The sequence below is a fragment of the Microbacterium sp. GXF7504 genome, from assembly GCF_054798235.1.
The window spans coordinates 192,855-212,715 of sequence record NZ_JBSJZI010000002.1 but is presented as its reverse complement, the minus strand read 5'-3'; the positions used below and the strand labels follow the sequence as shown (position 1 = coordinate 212,715).

General features: G+C 72.9%; 18 protein-coding genes. 6 read left to right on the top strand and 12 right to left on the bottom strand.

Annotated elements, in window-relative coordinates; translation table 11 throughout:
- Positions 1-2 precede the first annotated feature (2 nt).
- The 5 genes from dnaJ to lepA form a co-directional block, all read right to left on the bottom strand.
- Positions 3-1,115: a molecular chaperone DnaJ gene (gene dnaJ / locus ACWAUO_RS05115; protein ID WP_460773636.1), complete on the bottom strand. Its 1,113-nt coding sequence runs from the start codon at positions 1,113-1,115 to the stop codon at positions 3-5.
- Positions 1,116-1,163: 48 nt separating this feature from the next.
- Positions 1,164-2,204 carry a heat-inducible transcriptional repressor HrcA gene (gene hrcA, locus ACWAUO_RS05110; RefSeq protein ID WP_460773634.1) on the bottom strand — a complete coding sequence of 347 codons (1,041 nt, stop codon included), beginning with the start codon at positions 2,202-2,204 and terminating at the stop codon, positions 1,164-1,166.
- Between the two features lie 69 nt (positions 2,205-2,273).
- Positions 2,274-3,491, bottom strand: coding sequence for a radical SAM family heme chaperone HemW (hemW, locus tag ACWAUO_RS05105; protein ID WP_460773633.1), 1,218 nt, complete (start codon positions 3,489-3,491; stop codon positions 2,274-2,276).
- Positions 3,491-4,138 carry a DUF1990 family protein gene (locus ACWAUO_RS05100; RefSeq protein WP_460773631.1) on the bottom strand — a complete coding sequence of 216 codons (648 nt, stop codon included), beginning with the start codon at positions 4,136-4,138 and terminating at the stop codon, positions 3,491-3,493. Before ACWAUO_RS05100 ends, hemW begins: the two co-directional genes overlap by 1 nt.
- A gap of 45 nt (positions 4,139-4,183) precedes the next feature.
- A complete protein-coding gene (gene lepA, locus ACWAUO_RS05095; protein WP_460773630.1) occupies positions 4,184-6,034 on the bottom strand; it encodes a translation elongation factor 4 in 1,851 nt (616 codons plus the stop codon).
- 44 nt (positions 6,035-6,078) lie between these two features.
- Between lepA and ACWAUO_RS05090 the strand changes: the two genes are divergently transcribed.
- The gene (locus tag ACWAUO_RS05090; protein WP_460773629.1) at positions 6,079-6,819 is read left to right on the top strand and encodes an alpha/beta fold hydrolase; all 741 of its coding nucleotides are present in this window, start codon (positions 6,079-6,081) and stop codon (positions 6,817-6,819) included.
- 118 nt (positions 6,820-6,937) lie between these two features.
- Positions 6,938-7,198, top strand: coding sequence for a 30S ribosomal protein S20 (rpsT, locus tag ACWAUO_RS05085; RefSeq protein WP_460773626.1), 261 nt, complete (start codon positions 6,938-6,940; stop codon positions 7,196-7,198).
- A gap of 204 nt (positions 7,199-7,402) precedes the next feature.
- On the opposite strand, the gene holA is transcribed toward rpsT, so the two are convergent.
- From holA to ACWAUO_RS05060, 5 genes are all read right to left on the bottom strand, one after another.
- Complete coding sequence (holA, locus tag ACWAUO_RS05080; protein ID WP_460773625.1) at positions 7,403-8,353, bottom strand: DNA polymerase III subunit delta; 951 nt, start codon at positions 8,351-8,353, stop codon at positions 7,403-7,405.
- On the bottom strand, positions 8,301-10,793 hold the full coding sequence (locus tag ACWAUO_RS05075) for a ComEC/Rec2 family competence protein (RefSeq protein WP_460773623.1): 2,493 nt from the start codon (positions 10,791-10,793) through the stop codon (positions 8,301-8,303). The genes holA and ACWAUO_RS05075 overlap by 53 nt, the downstream gene beginning before the upstream one ends.
- Positions 10,790-11,389 (bottom strand): ComEA family DNA-binding protein, encoded by a 600-nt coding sequence (locus tag ACWAUO_RS05070; RefSeq protein ID WP_460773622.1) that lies wholly within the window; start codon positions 11,387-11,389, stop codon positions 10,790-10,792. The genes ACWAUO_RS05075 and ACWAUO_RS05070 overlap by 4 nt, the downstream gene beginning before the upstream one ends.
- Positions 11,390-11,502: 113 nt before the next feature.
- Entirely contained in the window at positions 11,503-14,076 is a 2,574-nt protein-coding gene (gene leuS / locus ACWAUO_RS05065) for a leucine--tRNA ligase (protein WP_460773620.1), read from the bottom strand.
- 77 nt (positions 14,077-14,153) lie between these two features.
- On the bottom strand, positions 14,154-15,437 hold the full coding sequence (locus ACWAUO_RS05060; RefSeq protein ID WP_460773618.1) for an anthranilate synthase component I family protein: 1,284 nt from the start codon (positions 15,435-15,437) through the stop codon (positions 14,154-14,156).
- 44 nt (positions 15,438-15,481) lie between these two features.
- On the opposite strand from ACWAUO_RS05060, the gene ACWAUO_RS05055 reads away from it, so the two are divergent.
- The 4 genes from ACWAUO_RS05055 to ACWAUO_RS05040 are packed head-to-tail and all read left to right on the top strand — an operon-like array spanning position 15,482 to position 18,813.
- The gene (locus tag ACWAUO_RS05055; RefSeq protein ID WP_460773616.1) at positions 15,482-16,165 is read left to right on the top strand and encodes a DedA family protein; all 684 of its coding nucleotides are present in this window, start codon (positions 15,482-15,484) and stop codon (positions 16,163-16,165) included.
- A gap of 4 nt (positions 16,166-16,169) precedes the next feature.
- Positions 16,170-17,201 (top strand): App1 family protein, encoded by a 1,032-nt coding sequence (locus tag ACWAUO_RS05050; RefSeq protein ID WP_460773614.1) that lies wholly within the window; start codon positions 16,170-16,172, stop codon positions 17,199-17,201.
- Positions 17,202-17,222: 21 nt separating this feature from the next.
- Complete coding sequence (locus ACWAUO_RS05045; protein WP_460773612.1) at positions 17,223-17,936, top strand: SOS response-associated peptidase; 714 nt, start codon at positions 17,223-17,225, stop codon at positions 17,934-17,936.
- A 19-nt stretch (positions 17,937-17,955) separates the two neighbouring features.
- Positions 17,956-18,813 carry a 3-methyladenine DNA glycosylase gene (locus ACWAUO_RS05040; RefSeq protein WP_460773611.1) on the top strand — a complete coding sequence of 286 codons (858 nt, stop codon included), beginning with the start codon at positions 17,956-17,958 and terminating at the stop codon, positions 18,811-18,813.
- A 6-nt stretch (positions 18,814-18,819) separates the two neighbouring features.
- On the opposite strand, the gene ACWAUO_RS05035 is transcribed toward ACWAUO_RS05040, so the two are convergent.
- Together ACWAUO_RS05035 and ACWAUO_RS05030 are read right to left on the bottom strand one after the other, a co-directional pair.
- Entirely contained in the window at positions 18,820-19,317 is a 498-nt protein-coding gene (locus ACWAUO_RS05035) for a PaaI family thioesterase (protein WP_460773609.1), read from the bottom strand.
- A 1-nt stretch (position 19,318) separates the two neighbouring features.
- Entirely contained in the window at positions 19,319-19,795 is a 477-nt protein-coding gene (locus ACWAUO_RS05030; protein WP_460773607.1) for a winged helix-turn-helix transcriptional regulator, read from the bottom strand.
- Between the last annotated feature and the right edge of the window lie 66 nt (positions 19,796-19,861).

Here is a 19,861-nt window from a genome sequence, read left to right as displayed (position 1 = left end):
GCTCAACCGTTCCGGAAGCGGTCGCGGAGCTTCGCGAACAGCCCCTGCTGGTACTCAGCCAGGCGGGGACCCGGGGTCTTCATCCGCTTCGCGAGCTCCTCGACGAGGGCGCGCTCCTTGTGGTCGAGCTTCGTGGGGGTCACCACGTGCACGCCCACCCGCAGGTCGCCGCGCTGGTTGCCGCGCAGCGGCGTGATGCCGCGGCCCTTGATCGTCAGCACGTCGCCGGACTGCACGCCCGGGCGCAGCTCGAGGTCGACCGGACCGTCGAGCGACTCGATGCGGGTCTCGGTGCCGAGGATCGCGTCGGTCATCGACACGTCGAGCGTGGCGAGCAGGTCGTCGCCGTCCCGGCTGAACACCTCGTGCGGCGCGACCGTGACCTCGAGGTACAGGTCGCCCGACGGGCCGCCGGCGGGGCCGACCTCGCCGGAGCCCGGGAGCTGGAGCCGCAGCCCGCTCTCCACGCCCGCGGGGATGTCGACCGAGACGGTGCGGCGCGCACGCACGCGCCCCTGCCCGTGGCAGGTCGCGCACGGGTAGGGGATGGTCGTGCCGTAGCCCTGGCACGCGGTGCAGGGCTGGCTCGTGACGACGTTGCCGATGAGGCTGCGGACGGTGCGCTGCACGTGCCCGCTGCCGTGGCAGATCTCGCAGGTGACCGGTGCGGTGCCCGGCTGGCAGCATCCGCCCTCGCAGGTCTCGCACAGCACGGCCGTGTCGACCTCGATGTCGCGGTGCACGCCGAACACGACGTCGCCGAGCTCGAGCGTGACCCGCACGAGCGCGTCCTGACCGCGCTCCCGGCGTGACCGGGGCCGCTGGCGCTGCCCGCCGCCGCCCCCGAAGAAGGTGTCGAAGATGTCGCCGAACCCGCCGAAGCCGCCGCCGGCGCCGCCGAACGCGCCGCCCGTGTCGCCCATGTCGTAGCGGCGGCGCTGCTCCGGGTCGCTCAGCACGTCGTACGCGTGCGTCACGAGCTTGAAGCGTTCCGCGGCCTCCTCGCCCGGGTTCACGTCCGGGTGCAGCTGGCGCGCCAGCCGTCGGTAGGCCTTCTTGATCTCGTCCGGGGTCGCCTCGCGCGACACACCGAGTACCTCGTAGTGGTCAGCCACTGTCGCCTTCCTGCCCGCGGTCCCCGCGGGATCCTCGATGCGCGCCCGTCACCGGGCGCGCTCGTCCTCGTCGAGCAACCGGCTGAGGTACCGGGCGACCGCCCGGACCGCACCGAGGTTGCTCGGGTAGTCCATCCGCACCGGTCCGAGCACGCCCACGCGTGCCCGGCCGACGCTGGAGTCGTAGTCGCTCGCCAGCACCGAGGCCTCCTCGAGGCCGAACGGCTGGTTCTCGCGTCCGATGGACGCGGCGAGCCCCTGCTCGTCGGCGACCATCTCGTCGACGAGGCGCAGCAGGGTCACCTGCTCCTCGAGCGCCTCCAGCAGCGGCGAGATGCTGCCGCGGAAGTCACCCTCGCTCCGGGCCAGGTTGGCGGAGCCGGCCATCACGAGCCGGTCCTGCCGGAACTCCTCGAGCTCCTCGGCCACCACGCGCAGGACGCCGCGCAGGGCCACATCGCCGCGTGGTCCCTCCGCGGGGATCGATCCGGTGGCGGCGGCGACGACCGCCGTCCCCTCACGCACCGACCGACCGGTGACGAGCACCGAGACCCGCGCGCGGAGCGTGGCCACGTCGGCCTCGTCGAGGTCCTCGGGCACGGTCGCGATGCGCTGCGACACCCGGCCGGTGTCGGTCACCAGGATGACGACCGCGCGACTGCCGCCGAGGTGCACGAGTTCGACGTGCGTGATGTTGGCCCGTTCGAACGACGGGTACTGCACGAGCGCCACCTGACCGGTGAGCTGCGTGAGCGCGCGGACGGTGCGGGCGAGCAGGTCGTCGAGGTCGGTGGGCTCGGAGAGGAAGGAGGTGATGGCGTTGCGCTGCGCGGGCGTCAGCGGGCGGATCTCGGCGAGGTGGTTGACGAACACGCGGTAGCCCTTGTCGGTCGGGATCCGACCGGAGGACGTGTGCGGGGCCGCGATGAGCTCCTCGTCCTCGAGCATCGCCATGTCGTTGCGGATCGTCGCCGCGGACACGCCGAACCGGTGGCGGTCGACGATCGACTTGCTGCCGACGGGCTCGCGCGTCTCCACGTAGTCCTGGACGATCGCGCGAAGCACCTCGAGTCCTCGTTCGGTGACCACGCCCCCTCCTCCCGCTGGCACTCCATCCCTGCGAGTGCCAAGTCTACCGCGAGCACCCTGGACGCGGCCTCAGGCGGTGAGGGTGTGCACCACCGCGTCGGCGAGGAGCCGGCCGCGGCGGGTGAGCACGATGCGACCGGCCAGTGCGTCGCGCGGCTCCACCAGTCCGTCCGCGATGAGCTGCGCCACCGCACGACGGCCCTCCGGGCTGAGCTCGGCCGTGTCGAGGCCCTCGCGGATGCGGGACCGCAGCAGCACCCGTTCGAGTCGCGCCGCCTCCGCATCCGGGACCTCCCGCGCCGCGGCGGGCGAATGCCTCGCGGCCAGCCGCTGCGCATACGCGGCGGGGTGCTTCACGTTCCACCACCGGACGCCCCCGACGTGGCTGTGGGCCCCGGGGCCGAGGCCCCACCAGTCGGTGCCGCGCCAGTACGCGAGGTTGTGCCGGGAGCGGTGCTCGTCGCCGCGCGCCCAGTTCGAGACCTCGTACCAGGCGAGCCCCGCCTGCGCGGCGAGGTCGTCGACGAGCTCGTACATGTCGGCCTGCAGGTCGTCGGAGGGCGCCTCGACCTCGCCCCGGCGGATGCGGCGGGCGAGCGGCGTGCCCTCCTCCACGATGAGCGCGTACGCGGAGAGGTGGTCGGTGCCGAGCTCGAGCGCCGTCTCGACCGAGGCGCGCCACTGATCGAGCCGCTCCCCCGGTGCGCCGTAGATGAGGTCGACGCTCACGTCGAGTCCGGCGGCGCGTGCCGCGCGGACGGCCGTCGCGACGTTCGCCGGGTCGTGCGTGCGGTCGAGGGCGGCGAGCACCTCCGGGACGGCGGACTGCATGCCGATCGACAGGCGGGTGACGCCGGCGGCGGCGAGCTGCTCCGCGAGCGCGTCGGTCACGGTGTCCGGGTTCGCCTCGACCGTCACCTCGGCGCCGGGTGCGATGCCGAAGGCGTCACGGATGCCGCCGAGCATGGCCGCGAGGGCCTCGCCCGGCAGGAGCGTCGGGGTGCCCCCGCCGAGGAACACCGTCTGCGCGGGACGGATCGGGCCGAGCCCGCCCAGCACGGTGCGCGCGAGCTCGAGCTCCCCCGCCACCGAGAGCGGATAGTCCTCGCGCCGGGTGCCGCGGAGCTCCTCGGCCGTGTACGTGTTGAAGTCGCAGTACCCGCAGCGGACCCGGCAGAAGGGCACGTGCAGGTACACGCCGAAGTCGACGTCCGGGTCGACCGACGCGATCGGCAGCGCACCGTCGGCGGGGACCGGATCGCCGACGGGAAGGGCGGAGGGCGCCATCAGGACGAGGTGTACATCGGCGAGATCGCCCGCAGGTAGCGCTGCATGAGCTTGTGGCGGCGCCGCTTCGTCAGCACCGGGAGCACCTTGTACAGCAGGGCGACGGGGGCGTCGAAGGAGCGCACGGTGAACCACACCTCGTCGTTCGGGTACCAGTCGAGCATGAACGACTCCTCGCCGGACACGACCGACCCGCCGACGGTGCCGAGCGCGAACCCAACGCGGCGCTTCTCCTCGACCACGAAGATCACCCGCAGCTCCGCATCCGCCCGCTGCCCGGCGACCCGCCCGTGCAGGTGCACGGTCGCGCCGGCGCCGACGAACGGCGTGCCGTCCGCGTCGAAGCGCTGGTCGGTCTCGAGCCGGGTGGGCGCGACCGGGTTGCCCTCCTCGTCGAAGCTGACGCCCGTGTAGGCCGGGCCGGAGGCCGGGCGCACGTCGCGCAGCTCGAGGCCGGCGTCCTTCTGCGCGTGCCACGACAGCAGCGCCTCGGAGGCCGCGCGGAACCGCGCCTCGCCCGAGCCGATCTTCCACGACTCGTGCCAGGGCAGGCTCCGCTCCGGCGGATACTGCAGCAGGTCGGATGCCTGCGTCGCGCCGACGGCGGCGTAGTCGACGGTCTCGTCCCTGAAGGTCCCGCGGCGCATGTGTCCCAGCCTAGAACGTCAACCCGGGACGAACCCGGGAGTGTGTCACTTCTTGTCCTTGCCCTCGACGTCGCCGCTGAGCGCGGCGATGAACGCCTCCTGCGGCACCTCGACGCGACCCACCATCTTCATGCGCTTCTTGCCCTCCTTCTGCTTCTCGAGGAGCTTGCGCTTGCGGGTGATGTCACCGCCGTAGCACTTGGCGAGCACGTCCTTGCGGATGGCGCGGATGTTCTCGCGCGCGATGATGCGCGCGCCGATGGCGGCCTGGATCGGCACCTCGAACTGCTGGCGCGGGATGAGCTTGCGCAGCCGCTCGGTCATCATCGTGCCGTAGGAGTACGCCTTCTCGCGGTGCACGATCGAGCTGAACGCGTCGACCTTCTCGCCCTGCAGCAGGATGTCGACCTTGACGAGGTCGGCGGTCTGGGAGCCGGCGGGCTCGTAGTCGAGGCTCGCATACCCCTGGGTGCGGCTCTTCAGGTGGTCGAAGAAGTCGAACACGATCTCGCCGAGCGGCATGTTGTAGCGCAGTTCGACGCGGTCCTCGCTGAGGTAGTCCATGCCGAGCAGCGTCCCGCGGCGGGACTGGCACAGCTCCATGACGGTGCCGACGTAGTCCTTGGGCAGCAGGATGCCGACCTTCACGATCGGTTCGGACACCTCGGCCACGCGCCCGTCCGGGTACTCGCTGGGGTTCGTGACGGACACCGTCTCGCCGTTGTCGGTGGTGACCTCGTAGGTGACCGACGGCGCGGTCGTGATGAGGTCGAGCCCGAACTCGCGCGACAGGCGCTCGGTGATGATCTCGAGGTGCAGGAGCCCGAGGAACCCGCAGCGGAAGCCGAAACCGAGGGCAACCGAGGTCTCCGGCTCGTACTGCAGCGACGCGTCGGAGAGCTTCAGCTTGTCCAGCGCCTCACGCAGCTCGGCGTAGTCGCTGCCGTCGATCGGGTAGATGCCGGAGAACACCATCGGCTTCGGGTCGGTGTACCCGGGCAGCGCGTCGGCGGCGGGCTTCCGGTGGTTCGTGATGGTGTCGCCGACCTTGGACTGGCGGACGTCCTTCACACCGGTGATGAGGTAGCCCACCTCGCCGACGCCGAGCCCCTTCGTCGGCACCGGCTCCGGGCTGGACACGCCGATCTCGAGCAGGTCGTGCGTGGCCTTCGTCGACATCATCTGGATGCGCTCGCGCGGCTCCAGCTTGCCGTCGACCATGCGGACGTAGGTGACGACGCCGCGGTACGAGTCGTAGACGGAGTCGAAGATCATGGCGCGCGCCGGGGCGTCCGGGTCGCCGACCGGGGCCGGGATCTGCTCGACGATGCGGTCCAGCAGCGCCTCGACGCCCATGCCGGTCTTGCCGCTGACGCGCAGCACGTCCTCCGGGTCGCCGCCGATGAGTCCGGCGAGCTCGGCCGCGAACTTGTCGGGGTCGGCGGCGGGCAGGTCGATCTTGTTGAGGACCGGGATGATGTGCAGGTCGTTCTCGAGCGCGAGGTACAGGTTCGCGAGCGTCTGCGCCTCGATGCCCTGCGCCGCGTCGACCAGCAGGATCGCGCCCTCGCAGGCCGCGAGCGAGCGGCTGACCTCGTAGGTGAAGTCGACGTGGCCGGGCGTGTCGATCATGTTCAGCGCGAACGTGCCGTCGGCCGTGGCCCACGGCATCCGCACCGCCTGGCTCTTGATCGTGATGCCGCGCTCACGCTCGATGTCCATGCGGTCGAGGTACTGGGCGCGCATGTCGCGGTCGGCGACCACGCCGGTGATCTGCAGCATGCGGTCGGCCAGGGTCGACTTGCCGTGGTCGATGTGGGCGATGATGCAGAAGTTGCGGATCAGCTCTGGAGGGGTCGCAGACGGCTCGAGAGGGGTAAGGGCGCGGGGTGACATGTCCCGTCGATCGTACCGGGCCGCGGGGGTCGTACGCTGGCCGCATGACCGTCTCGGTGGTGATGGTGCACGGGATCCGCACCTCGGCGACCATGTGGCGCGCGCAGACGGCGTACCTGCGGGAGCGCGGCGTCGCCGCGTATCCGCTCGACCTGCCCGGCCACGGCTCGCGCATGGCCGAGCCGTTCACCCTGCCGGAGGCGTTCGCGACGATCGACCGCGCGGTGCAGGCGGCGGCAGCGGACGGCCCGGTGATCCTCGTCGGGCACTCGATGGGCGGGCTCCTGTGCGTCGAGTACGCCGGCACCGACCCGGAGCCGCCGATCGCCGCGCTCGTGGCGGCGTCGTGCACCGCGCTGCCCCGCGGCATGGGGCTCGCGACCTACCGCGCGCTCACCCGCACGGCCGACGTGCTCCCGGGGCGCGCGATGTGGGCGGCCGACTACATCCTCGAACGCACCCTGCCCGTGCACACCCGGCACGACTTCGGCGCCGGCGGCTACGCCCTCGACACGCAGCACATCGCGCTGCGTGCGCTGTCGGAGCTGGACCTGGAGACGGCGGCGAGCCGCATCCGGGTGCCGGTGTGGTTCGTGAACGGCCAGTACGACCAGCTGCGGGTGAACGAGCGCCGGTTCGCCCGGCTCGTGCCGGACTCGGAGCTCATCGTGGTGCCGCGCACCTCGCACCTGGTGACGGCGATGCGGCCGGACGTGTTCAACGCCGTGCTGAACCTGGCGATCGCCGTCGTGGAGCGCGGTGCCGGGGCGACCGCGGAAACCTGATAAACTCGCTCCTTGGCTTGCGTGTGGGCTTTCCCAGGCCTCCACGACCGCCGCGACGCAGCCCTCTTCTGCCGACCGGCACCTCCCTGTTCTCACAGAAACGAAAGTCAGAAGACACGTGGCAAACATCAAGTCGCAGATCAAGCGCATCAAGACCAACGAGAAGGCCCGCGAGCGCAACAAGGCCGTGAAGAGCGAGCTCCGCACCGCGGTGCGCCGCACCCGCGAGGCCATCGCCGGTGGCGACAAGGCCGCCGCCGAGAAGGCCCTGCAGTTCGCCTCGAAGAAGCTCGACAAGGCCGTCAGCAAGGGCGTCATCCACGCCAACCAGGCCGCGAACCGCAAGTCCGCGATCGCCAAGAAGGTCGCGTCGCTCTGAGACGTCGCATCCGTCGCGAAGGCCCGCTCCGGCGGGCCTTCGTCGTTTCCGGGGGTCCGAACTTCGAAGAATCCCGCGCCCCTCGACCACCCGCCGTTCCCGAACCTCGGAGAATCGCGCGTACTTCGCAGGATGCGGCTGAGAATCTCCGGACCTCGGCACTTTCTCCGAAGTTCGTGCGGATGCTGCCGCAGACCCCCGGCGTCAGCGGGCGGGGGTGGCGTAGGGCGCGCGGGTGGCGATGACGGTGATGAGCCGCTCGAGGGCGAACACCGCATCACGCGAGGCGCCCTTCACCTCGGCGTCGGCCCGGGCGCACGCCTGGATCGCGAGCCCGAGGGAGTCCTGCGTCCAGCCCGAGAGGTCGCGCCGGGCACGGTCGACCTGCCAGTCCTTCATCCCGAGCCGCGATGCCAGCGCGGCCGAGGGCTCGCGGCTGCCGGCGACCCGTGCCATCCCGCGCAGTTTCATGGCGATCGCGGCGACCATCGGCACCGGGTCGGCGCCCGAGGCGAGCGCCTGCCGGAGCGCCACGAGGGCGTCGCCGTAGCGGCCCGCGATCGCGACGTCGGCGACGGTGAAGGCCGAGGTCTCGACGCGCCCGCCGTAGTAGCGGTCGACGATCGGCTCGGTGACGTCGCCCTCGACGTCGTTGATGAGCTGCTGACACGCGGCCGCGAGCTCGGTGAGGTCGTCGGAGAACGCCGCGACGAGCGCCCGCAGCGCGGCCGGCGCGATGCGCTTGCCCGCCGCCTGGAACTCACCGGCGGCGAAGTCGTACCGGTCGGACTCGCGCTTGACCGCGGGACAGGCGATCTCCACGCCCCCGCCCGTGCCGGCGCGGACGGCGTCGAGCAGCTTCTTGCCGCGCACGCTCGCGCCGGTGTGGCGCAGGACGACGGTCGCGCCGTCCTGCGGCGCCGACAGGTAGGAGACGGCCTCGGCGAGGAACGAGTCGGAGCACCGTTCCACGCCCGACACGCGGACGAGCCTCGGTTCGCCGAACAGCGACGGCGAGGTCACGGTCAGCAGGGTGCCGGAGACGTAGTCGGAGGCGTCGATGTCGGTGACCTCGAGCGTCGGGTCCTCGGCCTTGAGCTGCTCACGCACCGCCGCGATGGCGCGCTCGGCGCAGATCTCCTCGGGGCCGGACACCAGCACGATCGGCGCCGGACGGGGCTGCCGCCACGGCAGTTGCGGGATGGCGGACTTCGCGGTCTTGCCGCCTCGCGCCGGAGTCGATCGCCGCACAGCTGCCATGGTTCCAGCGTAGTCGCCGCCGCCGACGCTCCCGCCGTGCGGCCCCGTCGGCGCGCTCCCGCCACCAGGTGAGCCCGGCGTCGCCGGCGTCGACCAGCACGAGGCCGTCGCGGTCGGTCCGGGCCACGGCGGTGCCGGCGGCCGCCAGCATCGCCAGCGCCTCCGCGCGCGGATGCCCGTACGTGTTCTCCGCGCCCACCGGGACGATCCCGACGGCCGCCGCGACCGCCAGGTACAGCGCGGGGTCCTGGTCGGCGGACCCGTGGTGGGCGACCTTCACGACGTCGTACGGGGGCCGGAGCGCCCCGGACGCGACCAGGAGCCGCTGCGCGTCGGCGCCGAGGTCGCCGAGCAGCAGGGTGCGCGGCATCGCCCCGCCGCCGACCTCGACGACGACGCTCGCGTCGTTGCCGGGGACGGATGCGGCGGGCCCGGGCCAGAGGACGCGCCAGGGCTCCTCCCCCAGCAGCCCCGTCGTCCCCGTCGAGGCCGCGACCTCGCGGACGGCACCCACATCCGCGAGCGTGTCCTCGTCGCCGTCGGGGACCGGGCCGTGGACCAGCACGTCCACGCGTCCGGCGACGGCGTCGAGACCGCCCGCGTGGTCGAGGTCGAAGTGGGTGAGGACGAGCACGTCGATCCGTCCCACGCCGAGCCGGTGCAGGCAGGTCTCGAGCACGGCGGGGTCGGGGCCGGTGTCGACGAGCATGACGCGGCCCTGCGAACGGAGGACGAGGGCGTCGCCCTGGCCCACGTCGCACGCCGCGACGCTCCAGCGCCCCGGGACGGTCGCCGGCGCCACGACCGTCGCGAGCGCGAGGGCACTGACCCCGCACCCGGCGAGGAGGAGGACCACGCCGCGGGAGGCCAGCACGGCGCCCCGCCCGGCCCTGCCGCGCGGGCGGACGGCGACGGCGACCGCCACGGCGCCGCCCACCGCGGCGAGGGCGATGACCCCCGGCGCACCCTCCCACCACGGCAGGAGCGCCGCAGGGAGGCCGGCGGCGACGGTCGCGGTGCCGCTGATCCACGCGGCGGGGACCCACGCGAGCCAGAGGAGCACGAGCTGTACCGGCGGCCACACCGAGGCGAGACAGCCGAGCACGCCCAGCACCGTCGCCGGGGCCGCGGCCGGTGCGGCGAGGAGGTTCGCCAAGACGCCGTAGGTCGGCAGTTGCGGTGCGATGAGCACGATGATCGGGCCGCACACGAGCTGCGCCGACAGCGGCACCGCGATCGCGAGCGCCACCGGCGACGGCATCCACCGGGCCAGACCCCGGGCGAGGGGCCGCGCGAGGGTGAGGAGCGCCGCCGTGGCGGCGACCGAGAGCGCGAACCCGACCTCCAGCGCGAGCCACGGGTCGAGCACGACCAGCACGGCGACCGACAGGCACAGCACGCCGAGCCCGGCGGCCGCGCGACCGAGGAGGAGCGCCAGCATCGCGACGCCGGCCATGACCGCCGCCCGCACGACGCTCGGTTCCGGCGTCACGAGCAGCACGAAGCCGGACAGCAGCAGGAGCGACACCGTGACGCGTGCGGCGCGCCCGAGTCCGACCGCGGCCGCGCACCAGAACCCGGCGCCCACGACGATCGCGCAGTTCGCGCCGCTCACCGCCGTCAGGTGCGTGAGCGAGGACGCCTTCATCGCCGCATCCAGCTCGGCGCCGACGCCGCGGGTGTCGCCGACCGCGAGCCCCGGCACGAGGCCGGCGGCGGGCTGCGGCAGCGCCTCGGATGCCGCGAGCGTGCGGTCCCGCAACCATGCCGTGACGGCGGCGGGACCCGTGGGCGCGGTCGCCGCGACGACCTCCGCGACGCGGACGACGAGCACCGCCCGCTCCCCCGGGTCGGCCGGGAACGCGGTCCCCTCGACGACCGCCGCGCCCCCCATGTCGAGGGCGGGGAGGGCGTCGAACAGCAGCGTCACCGGCACCGACGTACGGATCGCCCGCTCGCCCGCCCGCAGCACCTGCAGCACCGCGTCGGCGCGTGCCCCGCCGGATGCGGTGGGCACGGTCTTCCCGGTGATCCCCACCTCGGCGGTGAGCGCGCGGCCGCCCGACACGTCCCACGCCGCGACCCGGTCGCGCTCGGGCACAGCGAGGGCCACGGCGGTGGCGGCCCCGCCCGCGACGGTCGCCGCCAGCAGGCCCACCAGGAGCGTCCTGCGGGCACGGACGCCCGGGCCCCGCCCCAGGACGCCCAGCAGTGCGACGACCGCCGCCACCGCCCCGAGCGCGACCGGCAACGCCGCGCCGGGGACGAGGACGGAGAGCGCCGCCGCACCCCAGCCGGCTGCCGCCACCGGCACGAGCCGCACGGCGCTGCTCACACCCGCACCAGGTCGCGGAGGGCGGCGAGCATCTTCTCGCCGATCCCCGGCACGGCCAGCAGGTCGTCGACGCTCGTGAACGGCCCGTGCTCGTCGCGCCAGTCGATGATGCGCTGGGCGATGGCGGGACCGATCCGCGGCAGGGTGTCGAGGGCGGCGAGGTCGGCTGTGTTGAGGTTCACCGTGCCGTCGGCTCCGACACCGCCCTGGGCGCCGGCGGATGCGGGCGGCTGCTCCCCCACGCGCGGCACGTGCAGCTGCTCACCGTCGGAGACGGGTCGCGCGAGGTTGACCGCCGCCGGATCGGCGTCGGCCGCGAGGCCGCCGGCGGCGGCGACCGCGTCGACCACCCGGGCGCCGGCCTGCAGCCGGTAGAGCCCGGGCGCGGCGACGGCACCCGCGACGTGCACGTAGACCCCCGCCGGCGCCACCACGGCCACCGTCGGCGTCGCGACCGGGACCGGTTCGGTCCCCACGACGCCACGGAGCACGCCGCCCACGACGACCACCGCGATCCCGCCGACGAGCACGACGATCGCCGCGGCCACACCGCGTCGCACGCGCCGCGGCGCCGCATCCGGCTCACCCGTGTCCACCCCGCGACGCTAAGCGCGCAGCGCATGGCCGGGCCGCCCCGGACGGTCCCCGGTGCACGCATCGGCCCTCCCCGGATGCTGGGGAGGACCGATGCGGACGGGCTCGGGCCCGGCTACTTCGTGCTGAAGCTGACGACCTTCGGCGGCCGGACGACCGCGCGGACGATCTGCTTGTCGCCGAGCGCGCGCTGCACGCGGGCGTCGCCGCGGGCGAGCTGCTCGAGTTGCGTGCCGTCGATGCGCGCGGAGACCTCGAGGGTGGCCCGCACCTTGCCGTCGATCTGCACGACCGCGGTGACGGTGTCCTCGACGAGCAGCGTCGGGTCGGGCTGACGCCAGACGGCGAGCCCCACGGAGGGCTGGTAGCCGAGCAGCTCCCACATCTCCTCCGCGGTGTGCGGGGCGAACAGGTCGAGCACCATCGCGATGGCCTCGGCCGCCTCGCGCACGGCGGGGTCGCCGGCACCGGCGCCCGAGTCGATCGTCTTGCGGGTCGCGTTGACGAGCTCCATCAGGCGCGCGACGACGACGTTGAACTTCGTCTGCTCGATGAGCGACGGGGCCTCGGCCCACAGGCGGTGCGTGACACGGCGCAGCGCCGCGTCACCCTCCGCCCACACCACGTCGACCGGGCTCGTGACCTCGCCGGCGATGCGCAGGGCCCGGGCCAGGAACTTCGTCGCACCGGTGGTGGAGACGTCCTTCCAGTCCTTGTCGTCCTCCACCGGACCGGCGAACGCCAGCGCGACGCGGAGCGCGTCCGCGCCGTGCGCGTCGAGCTCCTCCTGGAACAGCACGAGGTTGCCCTTGGACTTCGACATCTTCGCGCCGTCGAGGATCACCATGCCCTGGTTGATCAGGCTCGAGAAGGGCTCGGTGAAGTCGACGTGCCCCATGTCGTAGAGCGCCTTGGTGATGAACCGCGCGTACAGCAGGTGCAGGATCGCGTGCTCGACGCCGCCGATGTAGAAGTCGACCGGGGACCACTTCTGCGCCTGCACGCCGTCGAACGGCTGGTCCTGATTCTGCGGCGACAGGAAGCGCAGGAAGTACCAGGAGCTGTCGACGAAGGTGTCCATGGTGTCGGGGTCGCGGCGCGCGGGCTCGCCGGTCTCCGGGTCGACCGTGGTGACCCAGTCGGCGGCGGCGCCGAGCGGCGAGGTGCCCTTCGGCAGCAGGTCGAGCCCGGTCGGGTCGGGCAGGCGCACCGGCAGCTGGTCGTCGGGGACCGGGGTGATCTTCCCGTCCTCGCCGTGCACCATCGGGATCGGGGTGCCCCAGAAGCGCTGGCGCGAGATGAGCCAGTCGCGCAGGCGGTAGCTCTTGGACGCACGCCCCGTGCCGGCGGCCTGCAGCTGCTCGGTGATGCGGGCGATCGCGGTGCGCTTGCTGAGCCCGTCCAGCGGACCGGAGTTGATGAGCCGGCCCTCGCCGGTCAGTGCCACGCCGGTCTTGGCGGGGTCGAGCTCGTCGAGCGTCTCCTGCCCCTCGAACGGGTCGATCGGGTTGCCGTCGTCGTCCAGCTCGATGACCGGGATCGCGCCGGTGATGGGCGCGGTCGTGTCGACGACGACCTTGACCGGCAGGTCGAAGGCGCGGGCGAAGTCGAGGTCGCGCTGGTCGTGCGCGGGCACCGCCATGACGGCGCCGTGCCCGTAGTCGGCCAGCACGTAGTCGGCGGCCCAGATCGGCAGCCGCTCCCCGTTGACCGGGTTGACCGCGTAGCGCTCCAGGAACACACCGGTCTTCGGGCGGTCCGTGCTCTGCCGCTCGATGTCGGTGATCGCACGCACCTGCTCCAGGTAGTCCTGGAAGCGCGCACGGGCCTCGGCGCTCGCCTCGGAGACGAGCTCGGCGGCGAGGTCGGACTCGGGGGCGACGACCATGAAGGTGGCGCCGTAGAGCGTGTCGGGCCGGGTGGAGAAGACCGTCACCTTCTCGGCACGGCCCTCGATCTCGAAGTCGATGTCGGCGCCGACCGAGCGGCCGATCCAGTTGCGCTGCATCTGGATGACCTTCTGCGGCCAGAAGCCCTCCAGCTGGTTCAGGTCGTCGAGCAGGCGGTCGGCGTACTCGGTGATGCGGAAGTACCACTGCGTGAGCTTCTTCTTCACGACCGGGTGACCGCAGCGCTCGCAGTGCCCGTCGATGACCTGCTCGTTCGCGAGCACGGTCTGGTCGTGCGTGCACCAGTTCACCGGGCTCTCGGCGCGGTACGCCAGCCCCTTCTCGTACAGCTGCTGGAACAGCCACTGGTTCCAGCGGTAGTACTCCGGGTCGGAGGTGTGCAGCACCCGGCTCCAGTCGAAGGAGACGCCGTAGGCCTTCAGGCTCGACTTCTGCTGGGCGATGTTGTCGTAGGTCCAGGTGACGGGGTTCGCGCCCCGCTTGATGGCCGCGTTCTCGGCGGGCAGGCCGAACGAGTCCCACCCGATGGGGTGCAGCACGTTGTACCCGCGGTGCCGCCAGAAGCGCGCCACGATGTCGGAGTAGAGGTAGTTCTCCGCGTGCCCCATGTGCAGGTCGCCCGAGGGGTACGGGAACATCGCCAGCACGTACTTGCGCGGCCGGGTGTCCTGCTCGTCACCGGCGCGGAAGGGGTCGAGTTCCTCCCACCGACGCTGCCACTTGGCCTGGATGGCGTGGACGTCGACGCCGCCGTCGGTGTGCTCGTTGGGAGAACTCATTGACACAGAGGAACCTTACGGAAAGGGGAAGTCGGGAAATCCTGCGCGATGCGCATCCTTCAGGATACCCGACGCGCTCACCAGCCCGCCGGGACCCGGGCCCCGAGGGCGGCCAGCGGCGCCCTCGCCTTCACCCCGACCTCCGCGACCTCCTCGGCGGCGTCCGAGTACCAGGTGATGCCGCCGCCGGCACCGACGTACGCGCCGTCCGGGTGCACGAGCACCGTCCGGATGACCATGGCGAGGTCCATCGTGCCGTCGTCGGCGATCCAGCCCACCGTGCCGCTGAACACGCCCCGCGGCGCGTCCTCGATCCCCCGCAGCAGCGTCATGGCGGACAGCTTCGGCGCGCCGGTCATGCTGCCGGCGGGGAACGCGGCCCGGAAGAGGTCGCCGACCGTGGTGCCCGGACGGATGCGGCCGGCCACCGCGCTGACGAGCTGGTGCACGGTCGTGTAGCTCTCGATCTCGCGGAGCCGTTCGACGCTGACGCTTCCGGTCTCGCACACCGGCGCGAGGTCGTTGCGCATGAGGTCGACGATCATCACGTTCTCGGCCTGCTCCTTCGGGCTGGCCGCCAGTTCCGCCCGCAGGGCCTCGTCCTCCTCGGGCGTCGCGCCGCGGGGCCGGGTGCCCTTGATCGGGCACGTGCGGACGACGCCGTCGCGCACCTCGAGGAACACCTCGGGCGACGCGCCCACGAGCGCGTGCCCGTCGGTGCGGAGGTAGGCGCCGTGGTGCGAGGGCGAACTCCGTCGCAGCGCCGCGTGCACCGCATCCGGGTCGATCGGCCCCGCCACCTCGAACCGCGTGGTGAGGCAGAGCTGGTACGCGTCGCCCGCGCGGATCGCCTCGCGCGCCCGTTCGATGCGGAGCGCGTACTCCTCCGGGCGCACGCGCGCGGTGGCGGTGCGCGGCGGCACCGGGGCGCAGGGCTCGGGCGAGCACGTCGCCGCACGCGCGATCCAGTCGGCGGCGTCGGCGCCCGACGCCCAGGCCCTGCCGGTGGCGTGGTCGAACCCGACGACCCGCTCGACGCGCAGCCAGCGCACGGCCGGCATCGCATCGGGATCCGGGTGCACCGGGGCGCCCGCTTCGAGGGCACCGGCCTCGTACCCCGTCCACCCCACCCAGCCGCCGCGGAGCGGTCCGGGGACCCCGTCGCCCGCACCCGTGGACAGCGGCGTCGCGGCGACGCGCGCCGGGTCGTCCGGGCGCCCCGCGCCGACCCAGCTCCACCCCTCGGTCGCGTCGGGGCCGGCGTCCAACCAGAACCGGTGCGGCTCCGCGGCGAGCGCCGCGAACGCCTGCGCCGGCGTGCAGCGTCCGGACACGTCGATCATCGTCGGCGATGTGGGCATGATTCTCAGGCTAGAGGCACCGGATCCCCCTAGGCTCATGTGTCGTGAACGAGGCCCTCACCTGGCTGCTCGACGCGGTGCAGAGCGTGCCGCCCGTCGCCCGCGTGCTGCTGGCCGGACTCGCCGTCGCACTGGAGACGAGTGTGCTGGTCGGCCTCGTCGTCCCGGGCGACACGGTCGTCATCGTCGCCGGCACCGGCGTCACGACGATCCTGCAGGGGGTCGTGCTGTGGATCGCGGTGGTCGCCGGGTCGCTCCTCGGCGAATCCGTCGGGTACACCCTCGGCCGCTACCTGGGGCCCTGGCTGCGCCGGTCGAGGCTCGGTCGCTGGATCGGCGAGCGCCACTGGGACCGCGCGGACCGCTATCTGCGCCGACGCGGCGGCCCCGCCATCTTCATCTCCCGCTTCCTCCCCGTGCTGCACTCGCTCGTCCCGCTGACGGTCGGCATGGCCGGCTACCCGTTCCGCCGCTTCCTCGCCTGGACGGTCCCGGCGTGCGCGCTGTGGGCGGGGCTGTACATCGGGTTCGCCGCGGTCGCCGCCGGGACGTATCGCGAACTGTCCGAGCGCATCCACTTCGCCGGCTACCTCTTCGTCGGCGGGGTCGTCGCCTTCCTGCTGCTGGTCGTGCTCGGCAAGAAGCTCCTCACCCGACTCGAACGGCGCCACCTGCAGGACGACGAACCACAGGGGTCGGAGCCCGCGCGGCGGGCCGTGGAAGACTGAGGGGATGACTGCGCCAGGCCCCGTCCCCGTCAAGGTGCTGTGGCTGGCACGGCTCGAACGGCGTTTCCACGCCTGGCGTGAGCGGCGTGCCCGCCGCCGGGGACTCCTCCCCGACATCGCCGCGTTCCCGGGCTACGGCTCGCAGACCTGGGTGCGCGTGCTCGGTCGTGTGATGATCCCGCCGAAGGCCCGGCGCGGTTCCGACGCCTACGCCGGGGTCCGCGGCTGGCGCAGCTTCGTGGCGGTCCCGGTCGGGTTCGCGCAGGTCGAGGTGACGATCGACGGGGTCGTGCACGAGATCGTGGCGGACCGTGGCGGCGTCATCGACGCCACGCTCCCGGCGGAGCTCGCACCGGGCTGGCGCACCCTCACGATGACCGTCGAGGGCGGCGCCCCGATCGAGACGCGCGTGTACGTCATCGGCGACGACGTGCGCTTCGGCGTCGTGTCCGACGTCGACGACACCGTGATGGTCACCGCGCTCCCCCGCCCCCTGGTGGCGGCGTGGAACTCCTTCGTGCTGAACGAGCACGCCCGCCAGCCGGTGCCCGGGATGGCCGTGCTCCTGGAGCGGCTGGTGCAGCAGCATCCGGGCTCCCCGATCATCTACCTGTCGACGGGCGCGTGGAACGTCGCGCCGACGCTGACCCGGTTCCTCCGTCGGCACCTGTTCCCCGCGGGGGCGATGCTCCTCACCGACTGGGGGCCGACCCACGACCGATGGTTCCGGAGCGGCCGCGAGCACAAGGCGGCGAACCTGGAGCGGCTGGCACGGGAGTTCCCGCGCATCTCCTGGCTCCTGGTCGGCGACGACGGGCAGCACGACGACGACATCTACACGGCGTTCACCGCCGCGCACCCGACGAACGTGTCGGCCGTCGCCATCCGCCGTCTGACCCCCGCCGAGGCCGTGCTCGCCGGTGGCCGCACGACCGTGGACGACCACTCCGCCGCGGAGGTGCCGTGGGTGACCGGCGACGACGGCGCGGAACTCATGGAACGCATCGCGGCGCTCGGCCTGATGCGGGACGTCTGACCCCGCCCGTAGGCTGACCGCATGTGCGGACGTTTCGTGGTGGCGAATGTCGCCTCCGAGCTGGTCGGGGTGCTGCGGGTCGACCAGGAGAGCGACCGACTGCCCCCGCCCTCGTACAACGTGGCGCCCACCGCCACCGCGGCGATCGTGCTGGACTCCGCCAAGACGGATCCGCCGACGCGTCGGCTGGAGCCGGCCCGGTGGGGGCTCGTGCCGGGGTGGGCGAAGGACCCGGGCATCGGCGTGCGCGCGTTCAACGCGCGGGCCGAGGAGCTCGAGGACAAACCGATGTTCCGCGGCGCCCTGCAGAAGCGGCGGGCGATCGTGCCGGTGACCGGGTACTACGAGTGGAAGCAGCACGAGGGCGCGAAGATCCCGCACTTCATCCACCCGGCCGACGACTCGCCGCTCTTCCTCGCCGGGCTGTACGAGTGGTGGAAGGACGCGTCGAAGGCGGACGACGACCCGGACCGCTGGCTGCTGTCGTTCACGATCCTCACCCGGGACTCGATCGGCGCGCTGGGCTCGGTGCACGACCGGATGCCGCTGTTCGTCGACGCCGACTTCGCCGACGCGTGGCTCGACACCGACACCGACAACGTGCGCGACGTGCTGGATGCGGCGATCGACGCCGCCCCGGCGGTCGCGGAGACGCTCGACATGCGGGTGGTCTCGAAGGCCGTCGGCAACGTCCGCAACGACTCCCCCGAGCTCATCGAACCGGCGTCGGAGTGAGCCCGCGTATCCTCGTGGGGTGATCACCGCTCCCGCCCGCACCCTCCCCGAGGAGCAGTGGCGGACGCTCGAGCAGCTGCACGCCGACCGGGCGGACGGGCTCACGGCAGGACGCCGGCATCGCGTGGGGCGCGGCCTCACGCATCCGGTCGACGACTTCCTGTACACGTACTACTCGTACAAGCCGTCGGTGCTGCGCCGGTGGCATCCCGGCGCCGATGTGCGACTGGAGGGCGCCCCGGAACGGACCGCCTGGCGCTGGTACCTCCCCGACGGCGACGGCGTGATCGTGGATGCGGTCGGATTCCGTCGCGAGAAGGCGCCGCTGCTGCGGGCGGTCACCGGCATCCTGCGCGCCACCGCCGAGCGGAACCCGCGGTTCGGCTGCTACGGGCTGCACGAGTGGGCGATGGTGTACCGCGAGCCGGGCACCCGGCACGCCGTGCCGCTGCGACTCGGACCCACCGGGACGGACGCCGTCGTCGAGTCGCACGAGCTGCACTGCACGCACTTCGACGCGTTCCGCTTCTTCACCCCCGACGCCGCGCCGCGGAACGCCCTCGCCCTCACCCGTGGCGACCAGCCCGCGCGTGAGCAGCCCGGCTGCCTGCACGCGAACATGGACCTGTACAAGTGGGCGGTCAAGCTCGGCCCGCTCGTGCCGGGTGCGCTGCTCCTCGACGCGTTCGAGCTCGCCCGCGACATCCGCGCGGTCGACATGCAGGCCTCGCCGTACGACCTGCGCGGCTGGGGGCTCGACCCGATCCCGGTCGAGACGGAGGCGGGCAAGCAGGCCTACATCGCGCACCAGCGGGCGTTCGCGGATCGGGCACGGCCCCTGCGGGCGGCACTCCTCGCGATCGCCGCCGGCGGCTGAGGCCGCTCAGGCCAGCAGGATGCAGGTGGTGACCCCGTGCGCCACCACGCGCCCGGCGGCGTCGGTGACCCGAGCCTCGGCGGTCGCGGTGCGGCGCCCGCGCGAGACGACGTGCGCCTCGCAGCGGACGGTGCCGCTGTCGACGGTGACGGCACGCGTGAACTTCATCGTCAGGTCGAGGGTCGTGTAACCGGTGCCGGCGCTCAGCGTCGTGTGCACGGCGCAGCCGAGCGCGGTGTCGGCGAGGGTGCTGAGGATCCCGCCGTGCACGGTCCCCATCGGGTTGTACTGCCACTCGGCCGGGTCGAGGTCGAACACGGCGAAGCCGTCGCCGACCTCCACCGGACGGATGCCGGTCGTCGCCGCGGCCGGCGGGATCGGGAGTTCCCCGGCGCCGATGCGGTTCAGCAGGTCGAGTCCGTCGGTGCGCGCCGCCGCGGCGGCGAGCTCGGCGGGGTCGTTCCAGGCGTAGGTCCGCTCGCGGACGCCGGTGGTCGTGGTCATCTCATTCCCCTTCCCTCACGGAGACCGTGAGCTCCTCCGTGGTCAGTGCATGGCCGGCGCCGCAGTGGACCGTCGTGTCCACCGGCGCCCCGCATCCGGTGTGCACGACCTGCAGCCGGTGTCGTTCCGGTCGGTGCCGGTCACCCCATTGCGCGAGGGCGAGCAGGATCGGCACCAGGTCGTCGCCGGCCGCGGTCAGCACGTACTCGGCGCGCGCCCGCTGCCCGGCTTCGCGGTAGGGACGCTTCGCGAGCAGCCCTTCGGCGACGAGGAGGCGCAGCTGCGCGGCGACGACGGACTCGGACAACCCGCTCCGGGCCACGAAGTCGTCGAAGCGCGCGGTGCCGTACGCGGCCTCCCGGAGCAGGACGAGCGTGGACGCGCGCGCGAGGAGCGGCGCCGTGCGCTCGATCGGGCAGGCGTCGCCGAGCGGTGGACGGTCGGCCGTGGCGAGGGGGCCTTCGAGGACGACGGGCATGCCGATACCGTACCCCCTGACTTCGATTATGGCTAGTCAGCCGTCCATCGCAGGTCGGCAGGCGCC